The organism is Candidatus Proelusimicrobium excrementi (assembly GCF_937881865.1).
In the GTDB taxonomy this organism is placed as follows: Bacteria; Elusimicrobiota; Elusimicrobia; order Elusimicrobiales; family Elusimicrobiaceae; genus Proelusimicrobium; species Proelusimicrobium excrementi.
The window spans coordinates 1-17,534 of the sequence record NZ_CALGEO010000066.1; the positions used below are offsets into that span (position 1 = coordinate 1).

Here is a 17,534-nt window from a genome sequence, read left to right on the forward strand (position 1 = left end):
CGTACTGCTCCAAGTAGAGCATGCTATACCGCTCTGATAGCAGTTGCCGGTATTGAACCAAGAGCCGCTCTTATACTGTGAGACCGTACCATTGTTATAAGTGCTGCTCCAGTTGGAACATGCTATATTTCTGTAGCATTGGCTGCTCTGGCTCGGATAGGACTTAGAACCGCTGGCATAATTCCTTCTGGTTGCAGTACCTTGGTTATAAGTGCTGTCTATGCCGGAGCATGCCGTCGTATCGTCATAGTAGCAGTTGCCGGTATTTGTGTAAGTACCCGTTGAATACTTATTGACGATATTACCGCCGTTCTTATATGTACTGCTCCAAGTAGAACATGCTATACCACTCTGATAGCAGTTGCCGGTATTGAACCAAGAGCCGCTCTTATACTGTGAGACCGTACCATTGTTATAAGTGCTGCTCCAGTTGGAACATGCTATATTTCTGTAGCATTGGCTGCTCTGGCTCGGATAGGACTTAGAACCGCTGGCATAATTCCTTCTGGTTGCAGTACCTTGGTTATAAGTGCTGTCTATGCCGGAGCATGCCGTCGTATCGTCATAGTAGCAGTTGCCGGTATTTGTGTAAGTACCCGTTGAATACTTATTGACGATATTACCGCCGTTCTTATATGTACTGCTCCAAGTAGAACATGCTACACCACTCTGATAGCAGTTGTCGGTATTAGTCCACGAACCGGAGGCATATTTGGTAGCCGTACCATTAGTATAGGTGCTGCTCCAGTTGGAACATGCCGAAGACGTATAACAGCTGCCGGTGCCGGAATAAGAGCCCGAAGCGTATTGATTTACGATATTTCCGCCGTTAGGATAAGAAGAATTCCAAGCTGAGCAGGAAATCGTCCTATAACAGCTGCCAGTGCCGGAATAAGTTCCTCCTGCATATTGATAAGCAGTACCGGACGTATAGGTGCTGCTCCAAGAGCTGCAGGCAATTGACTTGTAGCACTGAGTCGCTACTGACGGCCATTCGGTCTTTCTAGTGCCGTTGCCGGCTGCGTTAGAATAAATAGTCTTAGAAGTAGTGCCCAGGTTAAACGTTGATGAGTATTCAGAGCAAGACGTATTGCTGTATGTGCCGTAGCAAGCTGAATAGTCAACAGAGGTTGAAGCCGCAGCTCCGTTTATACCGTAAGTAATAGTTCTTACGCCCAAGTTACCGCCGGTTTGATAGCCCGAAGGGCAGGCGATATATTCTTTGGATACGCAGGCGGAAGAGGACTTAGTCCACTGCAAGCCCGAGCCGCCCACACTGCCGTTCCAAGTATTGGCAGGGCAGGACCAAGAACAGCCGGAAGCTGAAGTACCGCCGTGGGACGTGTAAGAAGCTACCGTAGGTTTATTGGTACAGGAAGCATCCGCGCAAGAAGCGGAGTTATTCCAAGTATTAGTCCAATATCTGCCTACCGTCTTATTGGTACAATCGCCGGTAGCACAGCTGGAAGCGTCATTTAAGTAGCCGCTGCCGCTGTTGTTCTTGGCAAATGACGTAAAGTATTTGCCTGCCGCGATATTTGTACATTTAGTAGTTGAGCACGAATTAGCCGTACCACCGTGAGCATTGTAAGCATAACCTGCGGTCTGGCCATTGGTGCAGGAGGCTTCGGAGCAGCCCGTTGAACTCGTCGTCCAGTTGGCGACCCAGTATCTGCCTACCGTCTTATTAGTACAATTGCCGGTAGCGCAACTGGAAGCGTCGTTTAAGTAGCCGCTGCCGCTGTTTGACTTGGCGAAAGACGTAAAGTATTTGCCGATTACGGGCGTACAATTGCCCGTAGCGCAAGCCGTGGCGGAAGAGCCGCCGTGGCCCGTATAGTATTTACCGGCGGTCTGACCGTTGGTGCAGTTGCCTAAGGAACAGCCCGTCGCGCTGGTCGTCCAGTTGGCGGAGTTCCAATATTTACCGGCATAGGTATTTGTACAATTACCCTTCGCACAGCCGGTGGCGGAAGTGCCGCCGTGGCCCGTAAAGTATTTGCCTTTTTCAAGGTTCGTGCATTGGGCATTGTTACAACCGGTAGAGCTCGTACCGCCGTGATTCGTCCAGTAATAACCGATATTATTATTGGTACAAGTCGCTTCAGTACAACCCGTAGCGGAGGTGCCGCCGTGGGTTGTCCAGTATTTACCGGTGGTTTTATTGGTACAGGAAGCTTCAGAACAGCCAGTTGAGCTGGTCGTCCAGTTGGCGACCCAGTATTTACCTACAGTTTTATTGGTACAATCGCCCGTAGCACAGCTGGCGGCGTCGTTTAAGTAACCGCTGCCGCTGTTTGACTTGGCGAAAGACGTAAAGTATTTGCCTGCCGCAATATTGGTACATTTAGTAGTTGCGCAGGAATTGGCCGAACCGCCGTGACCGCTGTAATAATAACCGGCGGTCTGACCGTTGGTGCAGTTACCTAAGGAACAGCCCGTCGCGCTGGTCGTCCAGTTGGCGGAGTTCCAATATTTACCGGCATAGGTATTTGTACAATTACCCGTCGCACAGCTGGTGGCGTCGTTTAAGTAGCCGCTGCCGCTGTTTGACTTGGCGAAAGACGTAAAGTATTTGCCGATTACGGGCGTACAATTGCCCGTAGCGCAAGCCGTGGCGGAAGAGCCGCCGTGGCCCGTATAGTATTTACCGGCGGTCTGACCGTTGGTGCAGTTGCCTAAGGAACAGCCCGTCGCGCTGGTCGTCCAGTTGGCGGCGTTCCAGTATTTGCCGGCATAAGTATTGGTACAAGCGCCAAGTTCGCAGCTTACGGGATCATTCAAATATCCGTTATTGATGCTGTTCTTGGCGAAAGAAGTATAGTATTTGCCCGCCGTGGCATTTGTACAATTGCCCGTAGCACAGCCGGTGGCGGAAGCTTTACCGTGGCCCGTATAATACTTACCAGCAGTCTGACCGTTGGTGCAGTTGCCCAAGGAACAGCCCGTCGCACTGGTAGTCCAGTTGGCGGAATTCCAGTATTTGCCGGTATAAGTGTTGGTACAAGCCGCTACGGAACAGCCGACAGGCGAAGTGCCGGTTTCCCAGCCGCTTGTCTTGGCAAGATTGCTGAAGCTTGTATAATATTGACCCGCTACGGAGTTGGTGCATCTCTCCGTGGCGCAGGTGGAAGCGGTGCCGCCGTGGCCCGTCCAATAGTACCCTACAGGTTTATTGGTGCAGGAAGCATCCGGGCAGGTGGACGACGTGATACCGTTGCCAGTCCAATATCTTCCGACAGGGCTGTTGGTACACATTTCACAGCTGCCGGTATTCCAATATTTACCCGGCAAGGAACATTCTATGGAGCAAGTTCCGCCGTAGAAATAAGTATGGCAGGCGCAAGTGCCTGTATTTTCAAAGTCTACGATATAATTAGGCTTGCTCCCGTATGTGGTGAAATCTTTATTTACGCACTGCTCGGGGCTGTTCTTGGTGCCGTGATAAGAGCAGTACTGAGAATTGGCCTGGCTTGTGGGCGGAACTGCAACTTCCGCACAGGCAGACCATTCTATACACGTACCCAAACCGTCGCAGGTTTTTTGGCAGGTTCTATCCTGACTGCCGCAAGTTCCGCAGAACTGAGCGGTGGGCGGTACCACACGATACAGCGGCGCGGTGCAGGTTCCGCTCCATGCGCCGGTAACGTATTCGCCTTTGGAAAGATCGCAGTCAACGCTACGGGTTTGAATGCCACAAGTTCTTACGCTGTCGCCGCTGTCGGCGCATTCCCTTTGAGATTCAGGTTCCGCGCCGGAGCAGAATTTATAATTGCATTCGCCCCATTGGCCGTTTGCCTGACAGGTTTTGCTTACGCCCCACAGACAGCCGTTCGTGGAAACTTCGCCGGGGCAGCAGGAAAGGTCAGCCGCGCATTCGCCCGTGCTAGAAATAAACCATTCGCCGGTAGCCCTGTTGCAGGTTACCGTTCTGGTTTGAATACCCATATACTGACCGTTGCTGCATCTCGTTCCGCAGCCGACGCTGGTGGCCGGACGCGCGGAAGCGGAGCACTCGCAAGAGTTGGTTTCGGTGCAGCTGGTTTCTTCGCAGGTATTTTCGTTGACGCAAGTGGACCAAGAACCCGTTATCCACTGCCCGGAGGAAGTGTCGCAGGTTACGCTTCTGGTTCTTACGCCTTTAAAAGAGGTTCCGTTTTTACAATATCCACAGCCGGCTCTGTCTATCGCGACGGGGCGTTCGGATTCTTTACAGGTTTGGTTGATACATTCGCTCCAGTCGCTCCAATGGTTGGGGCAACCTTCCAAACATTTCTTCATCTGGACGCCGCCGTTTCCGCAGGCTTGGGTTATCACGCGGCCCTGAATACAAGTGCCGTTAGTCGGGATACAGGTGCCCGCAGGACCCAAACATTTATCAAAAGAGCAGCTGATTACGGAAGGAGCGGTAATATCTGACTCGGCTTCGTCTTCCGAAGCGAACTCGTCGCAGCCTATAGGTATGGCGGGAACGACGCCGTCAATCAGTTTGCAGCCGTCGCCCACGCAGCCGGTTTCATCGGTGTTGAAGTTGCGGTAAATTGTAACCGCGTCTTCAGGCCTGGAAGCCACTACGCAGGTGTTTTGCAGGGAATAAGTAAAGTTCCCCGCTTTAACGCCCGTTAAACTGGTTGATATGTTGCCCGTCAGCCCCTGTACCGGGATAGACAAATCGTCAAAGCTTGACGCATACCCCTCCCCGGCGACATAGTTGGCCTGCTGTTTGGAAGCAGCTATGTCTAAGACGTTCAGAGCATCGCTCATTCTGCTTTTTTGGACGGAACGATTGTAGGCCGGTAAGGCTATTGCGGCAAGTATGCCGATAACCAAAACCACTACAAGCAGTTCAACCAACGTGAATCCGCGCCCAAAAGCGCGTACGGGCGCATAGGCCCATACGGATTTCTCTTTTCCGGCCGCGGCAGAAACCGCAGCGGAAAAGGACTTCCAGATGCTAGCTAAGAAGTTTCGTAATTTTTGTGAATATTTATTCATAAAAACTCTCTTTCAAACTAAAATAAATTATAAATACGCAAGGCCCTTGTACGACGTAAAAGCAGCCGTAAAAAGGCATGAAGATACAAGAACCCTACTATTAGTATACAAGAAATCCCCCCGTTTTTCAACATTATTTTTTAACTTTTTTATCAATAGAAAATCACTTAAAAATATTAGAATGTTTTGCCGCCGTTTTAAACGGCCTTTAAGAGCAAAAAACATTAAAATTACGCCGCGTAAAATTATTAAAAATAAAAGCCGCTTAAAAAACTTATATCGCCAGCCGCTCCGCCGGAGTTTTGCCGCCTTTATCGCCTCTTATGAGAATTGCCTGCCTATATAAAAGAGCCGTATGTAAAAAAGAACCCGCCTTTTGCGGCGGGTCCTTTCAAAATTAAAGAGAATGCGTTTCAAGTTTGTTTATTATCGTTTTAGTTTGCTTTTTGGACGTTCTCTTAGGTTTGAATTTGGACCTTGAAGAAGAACCCTGCCCTTGAGCCGCAGAAGAAGCCGCCCCTCCGTTTTGAGCCTGCTGCATAGCTTGTATTGCGGCGGGACCCGCCCCTTGCTGCTGCATCATCTTAGTTATTGTGTCCATGTCAAGACCTTGGGGAACAGCGCCGGGAACCGGAGCCGGCTGCTGAGGCTGCGCCGCTTTTTTCTGCGAGGAAGCGTTATTGGCGGACGCCTTTTTCTGTGCGGCGGCTTTTTGGGCGTCGTCGGCTTCTATTTTGCTTCTTAAATCCTCGGCTATGGCGTTTTTGTCAATTATCACTTTGCCGGATTTGTCGCGCGGCATATTTTTGTATTTAATAAAATCTTCTATCACGCGGACGACTTTAGTTCTGTTGTTTAATTTGGCTATTTGCAAAGCGGTTTGATTGTTGTTGGTCTTCTTATTATAATCCGCGCCTAAGGTAAGCAAAGCGTTGACCACAATATCATCGCCGATATAAGCCGCCCAATATAACGGGCTCTGCCCCAGCACATTGGAAATGTTTACGTCCGTATCGTTCAGGGTTAATATTTCTTTGACCAAATCGCGGTTATTGGCGCGCAAAGCGTATAAAAGCGCCGTCATACCCTGTTTGTTTTGAGCGTTAATATCCGCACCGTAAGCCATAAGATCTTTGAAACTCTGCAAATCGCCCTTGGAAGCCGATATCATTAAAGCCGTGTTGCCGTTAACATCTTTCTGCTTCGGATCGACTCCGACTCTCAGCATTGCGCTTACGCCGACATTGTTTTTTGCATAGGCATAACGCATTAAATTATCAAAAGTCGCCCCGGTGCGCGCACCGTTGGCTGTAAGGAATTCCATTATGTCTTTATTCTGATTTTTAATGCTCTCGCCCAGCGCGCTTACGCCGCGGCGGCTTTGCGCGTTGATGTCCGCCCCGGCGGCTAAAAGCATTCTCATCATATCGGCATTGTTTTTTGCGGCTTTTATTATTGCGGTTTCATTAGACCGTTCATCACGCATATTTACGTCCGCGCCCAGGCCGGCTATAAGAGCGGCGGTATCGTAATTGTTCTTTTCCGCCGCAATAACTATAAGAGGAACGCCCTTGGAAGTCGGGACGTCGGGATCGCGCAAATCCTCTTCTATGCGGATAATGGCGGTTTCATAATCGCCTTCTTCCAAATATGAGGCGATTTCGTCCGGCAGATCCTGAGGAGATGAAAGCTTCAAACTGGATACGTTTATTTTGTTTTTCTTGCTGTCGGAGCCGGAAGTAAATGTATAAATGGTAAGCAACAATAAAGGAAGTATAAGCAATCCGCTCAAAACCAGTTTAAAATCAGGCTTCTTCATCAAACAGTTCCCCCTAATCCCCGAAAAAGTCTTAAAATCTTTCAGTTTACTACTTTTTGCCTAAAGCATTATAATAGGCCAAAGCTTCTTTTGCGGCCGCTTGCTGCGCGGCTTTTTTGTTGTGCCCCTTTCCGCGGCCAAGCTCCCTGCCCAGCAGCGTAACCCTTACGGTAAAAATTTTATCATGTTCGGGCCCGACTGTGGAAACCACATCGTATTCGGGCGCGCTTTTACCGCGCTTCTGCAGATATTCCTGCAAAACACTTTTATAATCGCCTCCGTCGGCCTCTATTTTTTGCGTTTCAAGCCATTTAAGAATAAGGTCCTTGGCGGCGTCAAAGCCTCCGTCAAGGTAAACGGCACCGACAACCGCTTCCATCGCGTTTGAAAGTATACTTTGGCGCTGTCTGCCCCCGCTGGCGATCTCGCCTTGGCCTAAAAACATATATTCGCCCAGTTTAAGGTTTTGACCCCAAAAGTATAAATTGCGCCTGGAAACCAAGTTGGCTTTTATTTTGGAAAGCACTCCCTCTTCTTTGGCGTCAAGCAGCTTGTACAAATAAGCCGCGACGACCAAGCCAAGTACGCTGTCGCCTAAGAATTCAAGCCTTTCATTGTCTTTGTTATGCCTGAACTCCGCCGCATAGGACTTGTGAGAGAGCGCTTCCCTTAAAATATTTTTATCTCGGAAAGTATAATTTAATACTTTCTCTAAATCAGAAAACACTTATTTGGCGGCTTTGGCTTTGATGTGTTCCAAGGCTTCGCCTACGGTTTTGATTTTTTCAGCCTGCTCGTCGGGGATTTCGATGTCGAATTCCTCTTCAAGGGCCATAATAAGTTCAACCGTATCCAAAGAATCGGCGCCCAAATCATTGACGAACTGGGCTTCCGGTTTTACTTGATCCGGCTCAACCCTGAGCTGCTCAACAATGATATTTTTTACTCTTTCTTCTATATTTTTTGCGTCCATTTTTTCCTCCGTTTAAACAGAAAACGTCTATTTTATTATATGTATAATCCGCCGTTAACCGCCAAGACCTGGCCGGTTATGTAGCCTGCATTGTCTGAGGCCAGAAATACCGCCGCGTTGGCGATATCAGATACTTCAGCAAATCTTTTAAGAGGAATACTCTCAAGAACAGTTTTCTTGATATCCTCTTTTAAAACCTCGGTCATTTCCGTCTTTACAAACCCCGGCGCAATGGCGTTCGCCCTTATATTTCTTGAAGCAAACTCTTTCGCCAAAGATTTAGTAAGCCCTATTACACCGGCTTTAGACGCGCTGTAATTGGCCTGCGCGGCGTTGCCGCTCTGCCCCACGACCGAAGACATATTTATAATACAACCGCTTCTTTGCTTTACCATAAGCTTTACGGCCGCTTTCGACATTAAAAACGCACCTTTCAAATTTACGTTTAAGACGGCGTCCCAGTCTTCCTCGCTCATGCGCATTACCAAGGTATCCCTTGTAATGCCGGCGTTATTTACCAATATATCTATTTTACCAAAATGTTCAGCCGCTCCGTTTATAAACCTTTCGCAGTCTTCCCGTTTGGAAACGTCGGCCGCGGCCGTAAAGATATCCGCCCCGGGATATTTGGAGAGTAAAAGTTCCTTAGCCTTATTTACCCCCGCCTCGCCCGAAGAACATATTGCGATTTTAGCGCCGTTGGCCAAAAAAGCTTCGGCTATGGCAAAACCTATGCCCCTGCTGGCGCCTGTTATGACGGCGACTTTACCTTGTAAATCCATCAGTCTTCCTTAACCTTTTCAAATACGGGGCCTAAAGAGGCCATGGCCTCGCTTATGGCTTTTACCGCATTGGAATGAACCAATCTGCCGGCCACTCTTATTGAATTGTAAATGGCCTTTTCGCTTGATTTGCCGTGGCATATTATCACGGGCCCGTTTACACCGAGCAACGGCGCGCCGCCGTAAGTGTCGGGATCGGTATCGGTTTTTACGGCTTTAAAAGCCGGTTTGGCAATCAAAGCGCCAAGCATGGCCAAAGGACGTTTTTTAAGCTGCTTTTTTATCATCTCAAAAAGAGATTTGGCCAAACCTTCGGAAAGTTTTAAAACTATATTTCCGACGAAGCCGTCGCACACCACGACATCTATCATGCCGGTGTGAACGTCCCGCCCTTCAATATTGCCGTAATAGTTTACGCCGAGCTTCTTTATATGTTTGGTAACCTCTTTTATAAGCAGGTTGCCTTTGCCTTCTTCTTCACCGATGGAAAGAAGCCCCACCAGCGGGCTCGGCACGCCGTAGGCTATATGGCTGTATATGCTGCCCATAACCGCAAACTGCAGCAAATTTAAAGCTTTGCAATCGGCGTTGGCGCCGGCGTCGACGACAAGAGCGACGCCTCTTTGCGTAGGCATAGGCGAAGCTATCGCCGGACGGTCCACGCCTTTTATCCTGCCAAGACCAAATAAGCCGGCGACCATCGTCGCGCCGGAGTTCCCGGCCGATATCATGGCGTCGGCTTTGCCTGATTTAACCAAATCGGCGCATACCACTATGCTGGCGTTCTTTTTACTGCGGCATTCCCGCGCTGGGGAAGCCGCCATATCTATAAATTCGGGCGCATGAATAATCGAAATTTTGCTTTCGTCATAATCACCCGCGCCGTCAAGCTCCTGCTTAATGACGTTGCTGTCACCCACAAGAATGACGTCAAAGCCAAAATCCTTAACCGCTTTTAAAGCGCCAAGGACGTTTGGCTTCGCGCCGAAATCGCCGCCTAAAGCATCAAGTGCTATACGCATAATAATTATTTAGCCGTATCGGCCGCTTCTTTTTTCGCTTTTACTTCCACTACGGGTTTACCGTCATAAAAACCGCACTTCGGGCAGATGTTATGAGGCAATCTCATTTCGCCGCAGTTGGAGCAGGCCACTACGTTTACCGCTTCCAATTTGGAATTGGCGGATCTCCTCAAATCTCTTCTGGATCTTGTGTGCTTTCTCTTTGGATTAGGCATTTGTTCTTCCTCACTTAATCAGCAAAATCGCTTTTGCTTTATTACTTTTTTGAAAATTTTTCTTTTAAGCAGGCAAATTGCGAAAACGACGGCTCTTTGCAATCGCATTCGACGTCGTTCTTATTGCACCCGCAATACGGGCACAAGCCTTTGCAGTCCTCGGAACATAAATTCCGTACGCCGCCAAGCAGCGCAAGCGTTTGCCTGATTAAATACATTATATCAATTATTTCCAACTTAGTGGAATATAATTGAGTAAATTCCTCGTTAAACTTCTTGTCAAAGGGCTTAAGGCAGCGGGCGCATTCCACTTCGCTGAGGCCGCTGACGCTGCCGTTTACCAAAATCTCTTTGGACAATAAAGAAAAACTTAATTTTACTTCTATTCTTTTTATATTGCCGGCGCAGTCTTTGCAGTCTTCAAAATCGGCGGGATTAAGCAGAGCGGAACATTTAAGCCCGCCCATATCTATTATATCCTTGGTTTTGAACAGCAAATCAGCCGGTATTTCGTAATCGGTGTATTTCATATAACTAGATAACTTTATCTATTTTTGAAGCGTCGGGCAAGCCCAACCCCTGCCATTGAGGCAGAAGATTAGGCTGAGCCGAGCTTATTTTAGCCAAAACTTCATAAACTCTTTGCGGGGTGGGCAGAGAACCGTATTTCTTTTTATGCGCTTCCATTATCAAAGCCGCCATGCCGCTTATATAAGGAGCGGCGAAAGAAGTCCCCCTCACCCAAGAGTAAGAATTGCCCAAGGCCGGCGCATAAATGGCCGAAGCCGGCGCGACGAAAGAAAGCCCCGCGCCGTAATTTGACATATCAAATATTTGGCGGGTCGGCCTGAGGCCGCCTACGGCTATCACAAAATCATACGCCGCCGGATAGGCCAGTTTATCCGCGTGATCGTTGCCCGAAGGCGCAACTATAACTATCCCGGAATCATAAGCCGCCTTCAGAGCTCTTTTTACGATTTCGTCGTCCGTGGAAAGCCCGTAGCTTACGTTAATTATGCTTATGGGCGCGGAAGGATTAGTTCTGTTATAGTCCAAAATCCGCTGTACGGCTTTACCTATATTTATATTATTTGTGGAGCCTTGGTCGTCGGTAATTTTATAAACCTTCATTTTTACGCGCGGAGCTACGCCTGAAAACCCGCTCCCCTCCGGCCCGCAGCCGCCCAAAATACCGGCTATTGCTGTGCCGTGGCCGTAAGCGTCAAAATCATTATTGACGCCCGATATGTTAAGGATGTCTACCGCTCCCTCACAAAATTGCTCATGCGGGCTTACCCCGGAGTCCAAAACGGCCACAACTATGCCCGTACCGGTATAAGGTGTGTTATCCAGGCCCATTGCGCTTATGGCCCAGTTTTTAAACTGAGGATTGGCTTGATCTGCAAAAGAAGGATTATACCCCCCGCCGCTTACGGTTACCTGATGATAAACGGGGATATTGGATGAAGTCGGCCTGTCATATATATATACGGTATTGCCGTTTACGGTAGTTTGCCTTACGCCCGGGGCGTTGATTATATTTACGGGACGGGCCTTTTCCCTAAGTTCCTCTTCAGATGTGTTTCTGTTTTGACGCGGGAAAGTGCCGCGGTTCATATCTTTAAGGCTCCTTTGGGCAAAACAGAAAGAAGAACATAATAATGAAAGTGAAACAAAAGCAAATATTTTTCTTCTCATATATATAACCTCTTGCAGCTAAAAATCTATTTAATTTTGCCGAAATATTACCTATAATATGATTATAAATTATTTAAGGAGGCAGTACAAACACATGAAGAAATTATTAGCTGTATTCGCATTAGTTGCTGTACTGGGTTTAAACGCTGCCGCGCAAAGCCCGGTAAAATTGTCTTTATATGACGATATCGCTTGGCCGCAGACCTCAAAAGCCAATGTAGTTCTCGGTTTAGTCGACAACAATACTCCCACCGTACACGGCCTTGACTGGAACTTTATTTCCGCCAGAGCCGACGAAATGCACGGCCTTCAGGGCGCTTTCGCTTATGCAAGAGCCTATAAAATGCGCGGCGTACAAGGCGCAATTTATACGACCTCCAAAGACGCTGTCGGCGTACAATGGGGCCTTTTAAACGTAGCTGACACCGTAACCGGTGTTCAGTGGGGTTTTGTAAACGTCAGCGACAGAGAAGTAACCGGCGCCCAGCTGGGTGCGGTAAACTTCGCTCAGTCCATGACCGGTTTTCAGTGGGGTTTTTACAACCAGGCCCAGAACTTTAAAGGTTTGCAGCTCGGCTTCGTAAACAACATCACTTCAATCGACAGAGGCTTGCAGATCGGCTTGGTCAACATCATTAAAAACGGCGGATGGTTCCCCGGTATGGTGTTGGTAAACGGCAGATTCTAAGTTTTTAAGCTTTTGCAAAAGCCCCGCTTAAAAGGCGGGGTTTTTTTATGCTATAATATTGATAAGCCGGATAAACGAGGCGAAACAAATCAGTAAATCAAATGCCGCGTTTACGAAGCTTTGGCAGCGCATCGCCGTGGGCATCCCCTGCCCAAATTTTGGTGCGCGCCGACACAAGGAGAATAAATAATGAGCAATATATCAATGAAGGCTATGTTGGAAGCCGGTGTGCACTTTGGCCACCAAACCTCAAGATGGAACCCTAAAATGAGCCGCTATATCTTCGGCGAAAGAAACGGCGTACACATACTTGACTTGCAGAAAACCGCCAAAGAATTAAAAAAAGCCTGCGCTTATATTAAAGAAGAATCCAAAAAAGGTTCAAAATTTTTATTTGTAGGCACAAAAAAACAAGCCCAGGAAGCAATTAAAGCCGAAGCTTTAAGAGCCGGCTGCCCCTGCATCCATGAAAAATGGCTCGGCGGAACTTTAACCAATTTCCAGACCGTAAGAAAATCAGTCGAAAGAATGGCCGAACTTGAAAAATGGGAAGAGGAAGGCGTACTTAAAGCCATTTCCAAAAAAGAAGCTTCAAGATTAACCAAAGAAATGAACCGCCTCAGAAAATTACTCGGCGGCATCAAAGACATGAAAACCCTGCCGGACATACTTTTTATCATTGACCCGGTTGACACTCAGGGCGCGGTAAAAGAAGCCAAAATCTTGGGTATACCCGTAGTAGCCGTCTGCGATACGAACGCCGATCCCGACAACATCACCGTGCCGGTACCCGGCAACGACGACGCCGCCAGATCAATAAAACTCTTCTGCATGGCCGTAGCCGATGCCATCATTGAAGGCAGAAACGAAGCCAACGGCGCAAACGCCGAACAGAAAGCGGAAGCCGAAGCCGTAAAAGAAGAAGTTAAAGAAGAAAAACCGGTTGAAAACCCCGTAATGGCGGAAGCCCTCGCAGCCGCGGTTGAAGAAACAAAAAAAGAAGTAAAAGCCGAAGCGGAAACGATTGTAGCGGAAAAAGCCGACGAAGCCAAAGAAGAAAAAAAGGCTAAAAAACCCGCAGCCAAAAAAACGACCGCCAAGAAAACCGCGGCCAAAAAAACCGTAAAGGCGAAAGAAGAAGTTAAAGAAGAGGCCAAAGAAGCTTCAGAAGAAGCCGCCGCTTAACTTTTAATCCGTCCGTCCGCACAAAAAGCGGACGGGCAAAAATTGCAGAATGGAGAATTTATGTCAAGTTTAGAAAATATTAAACTTTTAAGAGAAAAAACAGGAGCCGGCCTAGGCGCTTGCAAACAGGCTTTGGCCGAGTGCAACAACGACGTTGAAGCCGCGGTAACCTTCCTGCGCAAGAAAGGTTTGGCCGATATGGCAAAACGCGCCGGCAGAGAAACCAAAGAAGGAAGAGTATCCATTAAAGTTTCCGAAGACGGAAATACCGTAGCCATGGCCTATTTGGGCTGCGAAACGGACTTCGTCGCCAAAACCGCCGATTTTATCGGACTTGTGGACAAAATAGCGGAATATATGCTCGCCAACCCGGACGTAACCGATTATACCGCCGATCAGAAAATCAAAGATATGATTACCGAACTGGCCCCGAAATTCGGCGAGAACGTTTCTTTCAACAAAGCTGTATGCTGGAAGAAAGGCGAAGGCTGCGGAGTAATCAATTACTATCTGCACTCCGACAATAAAAAAGCCGCTTTGGTTGAAATGATGTGCGACAAAACCGACGGCTGCTGCGGCAAAAAAGAAGAAATTAAAGAGTTTGCCCGCGCAATCGCCATGCAAGGCGTAGGTATGGTCGCCCAATACTTAACCGAAAGCGAAGTTCCCGCTGACGTAATTGAAAAAGAAAAAGATATCGCAATTACCCAAGCCAAAAACGAAGGCAAACCCGAAGCCGCTATCGAAAAGATGATTCCCGGCAGGATTAAAAAATTCTTTAAAGACGTCTGCCTGCTTGATCAGCCGTCAATTAAAGACAATAAAAAATCCGTACAGGAAGTTATCGACGAAGAAAGCAAAAAGCTCGGCGTAAACCTTAAGGTAACCAGATTCGTAAGATTCTAAACCTTATAAAAACTTAAAAGCCTCTTCCTTCGGGAAGGGGCTTTTTGTTTGTATGGAGCACGGCGCAAAGCATATCCTTATAAAACAAGAAACATACCGGCGGATTACTTTAGAGTTGTAAAAAACATTTCCATAAAGCATTATTTATCTTATAATTTAATCTATGAAAAAATTTATATTTTCTTTTTTATTTATTCTTTTTCCCCTCCTTTCCTTTGCTTCCGAAAGGATATTAGACCTTAACGTTACGCTTTTCATCAGAGATGATCTGCGCGCCGATGTTATAGAAGAAATCACCGTGGTCGCAGAACATAAAAATATAAGAAGGGGTATTGTTAGGGAAATTCCATCGCAGTCCGGGCACGAAATATGGATAAACTCCCTTTTAATGGACGGGCGTACGCACCCTTACTTTACCGAAGATAACGGCGGAGATATTGAAGTAAACTTCGGAAACGACAACTTTATAAGCCCCGGCACACATAAATACGTTTTATCTTACACTATGCAGAATGCGGTAATTTTCTCCAAGGATTTTAATGAAGTTTACTGGAACGTTACAGGCAATAATTGGGCTTTCCCGATAGATAGCGCCACTTTCCGCCTTATATTGCCGGAAGGCTCCGAGGTAATAAATGAAGGCATTTCTCTTTATACCGGCGGCTACCGCTCAAAACAAAGCGACGCCAAACAAAGCGGACATCTGTTTTTTAAAACAACAAAACCGCTTTATCCCGGGCAAGGCTTTACCGTGGCGGTTCCTTTTAAAAACCCTAACATAAAACAACCTTTGAGCGATAAAATAAAGGCTTTTATCCTGAAATATGTCCCCCCGGTACTTTGCGTAATATTGATGATTTACTATTTAATAACCTGGCTCCGTTTCGGCAAAGATCCAAAGCCCGACGGTACCGTGCTTTACGCCCCGCCAAATAATATTTCCCCGGCTTTGGCTGGATATATCCTTAAGAGAAAATTCTCTTTAAGCCTCCTTTCCGCGGCTTTCGTCAGCCTTGCCGTAAAAGAAAAAATCAAAATAAGCAAAAAAGGCAGCAGCGTTGAAATAAGACAAATCGGCGACGCCGAACCGGAAAAAGCCGAGGAAGAAAACGCCGTTATTAATTGCATAGGACACTCAAAAGTATTGAATCTGAACGGAAAGTATCAGTCAAAAGTTAAAACCTGCGCCGATACAGTAAAAACTTCTTTGCATAAACAAGGCCGCATATATATAGAAAAAAATTATAAGTTTATAATATTCCCGATATGTATAATGCTGCTCATGCAAATATTTATATTCATAAATACATCAGCCGGGACCGGTGTAATGGGGGTAAATATATTTGCCATGCTGCTGTCTTTCAGCCTTGCTTTATCAGCCGCTGAAATAAACTGGCAGCTAAAAGCTTATATAACCGTAATGATTTTGTGTTTCTGGCCGACAATATTTTCAAGCGCTGCCGAAATGTACTTCCTGATATCTCTTGCATTGGGAATACCTTACGCCGTTTATATGGATAATGCCAGCCCCAAAGGCAGAGAAATTTATTTACGTTTGCTTGCCTTCAAAAAATATATGAAAAAAGCCGAAAAACACCGCACGGAACTTTCCAATCCTGAAGACAAACTTAAAATTTTTGCGGATTATCTGCCTTATGCTTATGCCTTCGGCATACAAAGCAAATGGATAAAAAATTTTACGAAAGTGCTTTCGGAAGAAAGCATTGAAGAAAAACTAACCTCGCTGGGCGGAAGAAGTTTTATAGCTTCAGCGGCGTTTTCCTCCGCTTTGGCAAGATCTGCCGTGCAGCCTTCTTCTTCGGGCGGAAGCGGCGGACGGAGAGGAGGAAGCTTCGGAGGAGGATTTTCCGGCGGCGGCTTCGGAGGAGGCGGCGGCAGGGGAAGATAACCAAGTATATATGGTGTATGCCAAGGCTTATTTATATAATTTAAGAATAAAATCAACTTACAGACAACAAGGATCAAACAATGAGCATACACCATGTTAAGGCTGCAATACGCTCATACGTTATTGTTGCCAAAATGATTCCGTTTGCATTGCTGCCTTTGTTTTTTTACAAACTCTTAACGCGGAAGATCTATCCGCTTATTTAAAAAACAATCAATACGGTTCGGGAAACGAGAAAGTTTATCTTTCTTGGACTCAGGACTCAAACGGCAATTCCGTACTTGCGGAAACTTCCGACGCCGCAAACGCGGCGGTAACATACAGCTATACGGAAAGCGAAACTTCCGCCAGGGTGGAAAATCCTTCCCAAGCTTTAGATACAAACTTTGTAAGCAATATCCTTAATACAAACAACTCCATGCAGGGCAGCGCCGTAAGCAATATTCAGGAAAACTTTATAGAAAATATAAACGGCGACTTTGTAAACAATACCGTTCAGAGAACTTCCACCACCACTTACGGCGGAGCTATTTTTAACGGAAGCAAAACCTACGACGACACCGCCGGCGCGGCTTTAAGAGGCGGATATAATTTTGAACTTCTCGGCGGGATATTGGTATTACAGCCCAATTACTCGGCCTCATATTCAATGGTAAACGTGTTTGACTACACCAACGCCGACGGAGTCAAAATAAAAGCCGATCCGTTAAGCGCGGTTCAGCTTGAACCGGGCGTAAAAATAATCGGCAATTTCGACAAGGCTTTCCAGCCTTTTGCAAGCGCAAGCTTTGTATTTAATATGCTGGACGAAACAAAATTCAAGGCGGAGCAAACCGCTCTGCCGGAACTCAGCGTAAAAGACTTTGCGAGAGCTTCAATCGACGTAAGGAAAACTTGGAAAAACAATATAACCGCCGCTTTGCAGGCCTACGGAACCGCCGGCGGCCTTGAGAGTATAGGCGGCAAAGCCGATTTAAGATTTAATTTCTAAAAAACGAACTCCCCCGCAAGGGGGAGTTTTTTTATCAGCCGGAAAATTATAATTACAGCCGGTATAAAATTTTGTATTATAAGAAAAACTCTTTAATAATTTTGAGAGGTGCATTATGCCCAAAAGGATTTTACTTAAACTTTCAGGAGAAGCCCTTACGCAGACCGGGGAACGCGGCGTTGAGCCCAAAGCTTTAAAAGACATCGCGCAGGAAATCAAATCCGCCGTAAAAACAAAATGCCAGCTGGCCATAGTAATAGGCGGCGGCAATATCTGGCGCGGAGTACGCGACGGCGGCGGGATAATAAACAGGGTCAACTCCGACAATATGGGCATGATGGCTACAATCAT

Annotated in this window: 15 protein-coding genes and 1 pseudogene; 7 read left to right on the forward strand and 9 right to left on the reverse strand. The window is 47.0% G+C overall.

Features of this window, described 5'->3' with window-relative positions; all coding sequences use genetic code 11:
• Positions 1-4,995: type IV pilin protein (locus tag ACQY26_RS03190; protein ID WP_428047645.1), on the reverse strand; the 4,995-nt coding region annotated here is incomplete at its 3' end.
• Positions 4,996-5,041: 46 nt separating this feature from the next.
• Between ACQY26_RS03190 and ACQY26_RS03195 the strand changes: the two genes are divergently transcribed.
• Entirely contained in the window at positions 5,042-5,341 is a 300-nt protein-coding gene (locus tag ACQY26_RS03195) for a hypothetical protein (protein WP_428047646.1), read from the forward strand.
• A 51-nt stretch (positions 5,342-5,392) separates the two neighbouring features.
• On the opposite strand, the gene ACQY26_RS03200 is transcribed toward ACQY26_RS03195, so the two are convergent.
• Genes ACQY26_RS03200 through ACQY26_RS03235 form a run of 8 tightly spaced genes read right to left on the reverse strand, consistent with a single transcriptional unit; the run spans position 5,393 to position 11,504 of the window.
• The gene (locus ACQY26_RS03200) at positions 5,393-6,814 is read right to left on the reverse strand and encodes an ankyrin repeat domain-containing protein (protein WP_428047647.1); all 1,422 of its coding nucleotides are present in this window, start codon (positions 6,812-6,814) and stop codon (positions 5,393-5,395) included.
• 49 nt (positions 6,815-6,863) lie between these two features.
• A complete protein-coding gene (gene rnc / locus ACQY26_RS03205) occupies positions 6,864-7,541 on the reverse strand; it encodes a ribonuclease III (protein ID WP_428047649.1) in 678 nt (225 codons plus the stop codon).
• Positions 7,542-7,787: an acyl carrier protein gene (gene acpP, locus ACQY26_RS03210; RefSeq protein WP_428047650.1), complete on the reverse strand. Its 246-nt coding sequence runs from the start codon at positions 7,785-7,787 to the stop codon at positions 7,542-7,544.
• Between the two features lie 35 nt (positions 7,788-7,822).
• A complete protein-coding gene (gene fabG / locus ACQY26_RS03215) occupies positions 7,823-8,569 on the reverse strand; it encodes a 3-oxoacyl-[acyl-carrier-protein] reductase (protein WP_428047651.1) in 747 nt (248 codons plus the stop codon).
• On the reverse strand, positions 8,569-9,591 hold the full coding sequence (gene plsX / locus ACQY26_RS03220; RefSeq protein WP_428047652.1) for a phosphate acyltransferase PlsX: 1,023 nt from the start codon (positions 9,589-9,591) through the stop codon (positions 8,569-8,571). Before plsX ends, fabG begins: the two co-directional genes overlap by 1 nt.
• Positions 9,592-9,596: 5 nt before the next feature.
• A complete protein-coding gene (rpmF, locus tag ACQY26_RS03225) occupies positions 9,597-9,806 on the reverse strand; it encodes a 50S ribosomal protein L32 (protein WP_428047653.1) in 210 nt (69 codons plus the stop codon).
• A 41-nt stretch (positions 9,807-9,847) separates the two neighbouring features.
• The gene (locus ACQY26_RS03230; protein WP_428047654.1) at positions 9,848-10,336 is read right to left on the reverse strand and encodes a YceD family protein; all 489 of its coding nucleotides are present in this window, start codon (positions 10,334-10,336) and stop codon (positions 9,848-9,850) included.
• Positions 10,337-10,340: 4 nt separating this feature from the next.
• Positions 10,341-11,504, reverse strand: a complete 1,164-nt coding sequence (locus ACQY26_RS03235; protein WP_428047655.1) for a S8 family peptidase — start codon at positions 11,502-11,504, stop codon at positions 10,341-10,343.
• A gap of 94 nt (positions 11,505-11,598) precedes the next feature.
• On the opposite strand from ACQY26_RS03235, the gene ACQY26_RS03240 reads away from it, so the two are divergent.
• From ACQY26_RS03240 to ACQY26_RS03265, 6 genes and pseudogenes are all read left to right on the forward strand, one after another.
• Entirely contained in the window at positions 11,599-12,192 is a 594-nt protein-coding gene (locus ACQY26_RS03240) for an LA_2272 family surface repeat-containing protein (RefSeq protein WP_428047657.1), read from the forward strand.
• 189 nt (positions 12,193-12,381) lie between these two features.
• Positions 12,382-13,377, forward strand: a complete 996-nt coding sequence (gene rpsB, locus ACQY26_RS03245) for a 30S ribosomal protein S2 (RefSeq protein WP_428047659.1) — start codon at positions 12,382-12,384, stop codon at positions 13,375-13,377.
• A 60-nt stretch (positions 13,378-13,437) separates the two neighbouring features.
• Positions 13,438-14,283 carry a translation elongation factor Ts gene (gene tsf, locus ACQY26_RS03250; protein WP_428047660.1) on the forward strand — a complete coding sequence of 282 codons (846 nt, stop codon included), beginning with the start codon at positions 13,438-13,440 and terminating at the stop codon, positions 14,281-14,283.
• Between the two features lie 163 nt (positions 14,284-14,446).
• Positions 14,447-16,192, forward strand: coding sequence for a DUF2207 domain-containing protein (locus ACQY26_RS03255; protein WP_428047661.1), 1,746 nt, complete (start codon positions 14,447-14,449; stop codon positions 16,190-16,192).
• A gap of 352 nt (positions 16,193-16,544) precedes the next feature.
• Positions 16,545-17,183 carry an autotransporter domain-containing protein gene (locus tag ACQY26_RS03260; protein ID WP_428047662.1) on the forward strand — a complete coding sequence of 213 codons (639 nt, stop codon included), beginning with the start codon at positions 16,545-16,547 and terminating at the stop codon, positions 17,181-17,183.
• Positions 17,184-17,298: 115 nt separating this feature from the next.
• Positions 17,299-17,534 (forward strand): annotated as a pseudogene (locus ACQY26_RS03265) (UMP kinase); the annotation flags it as partial.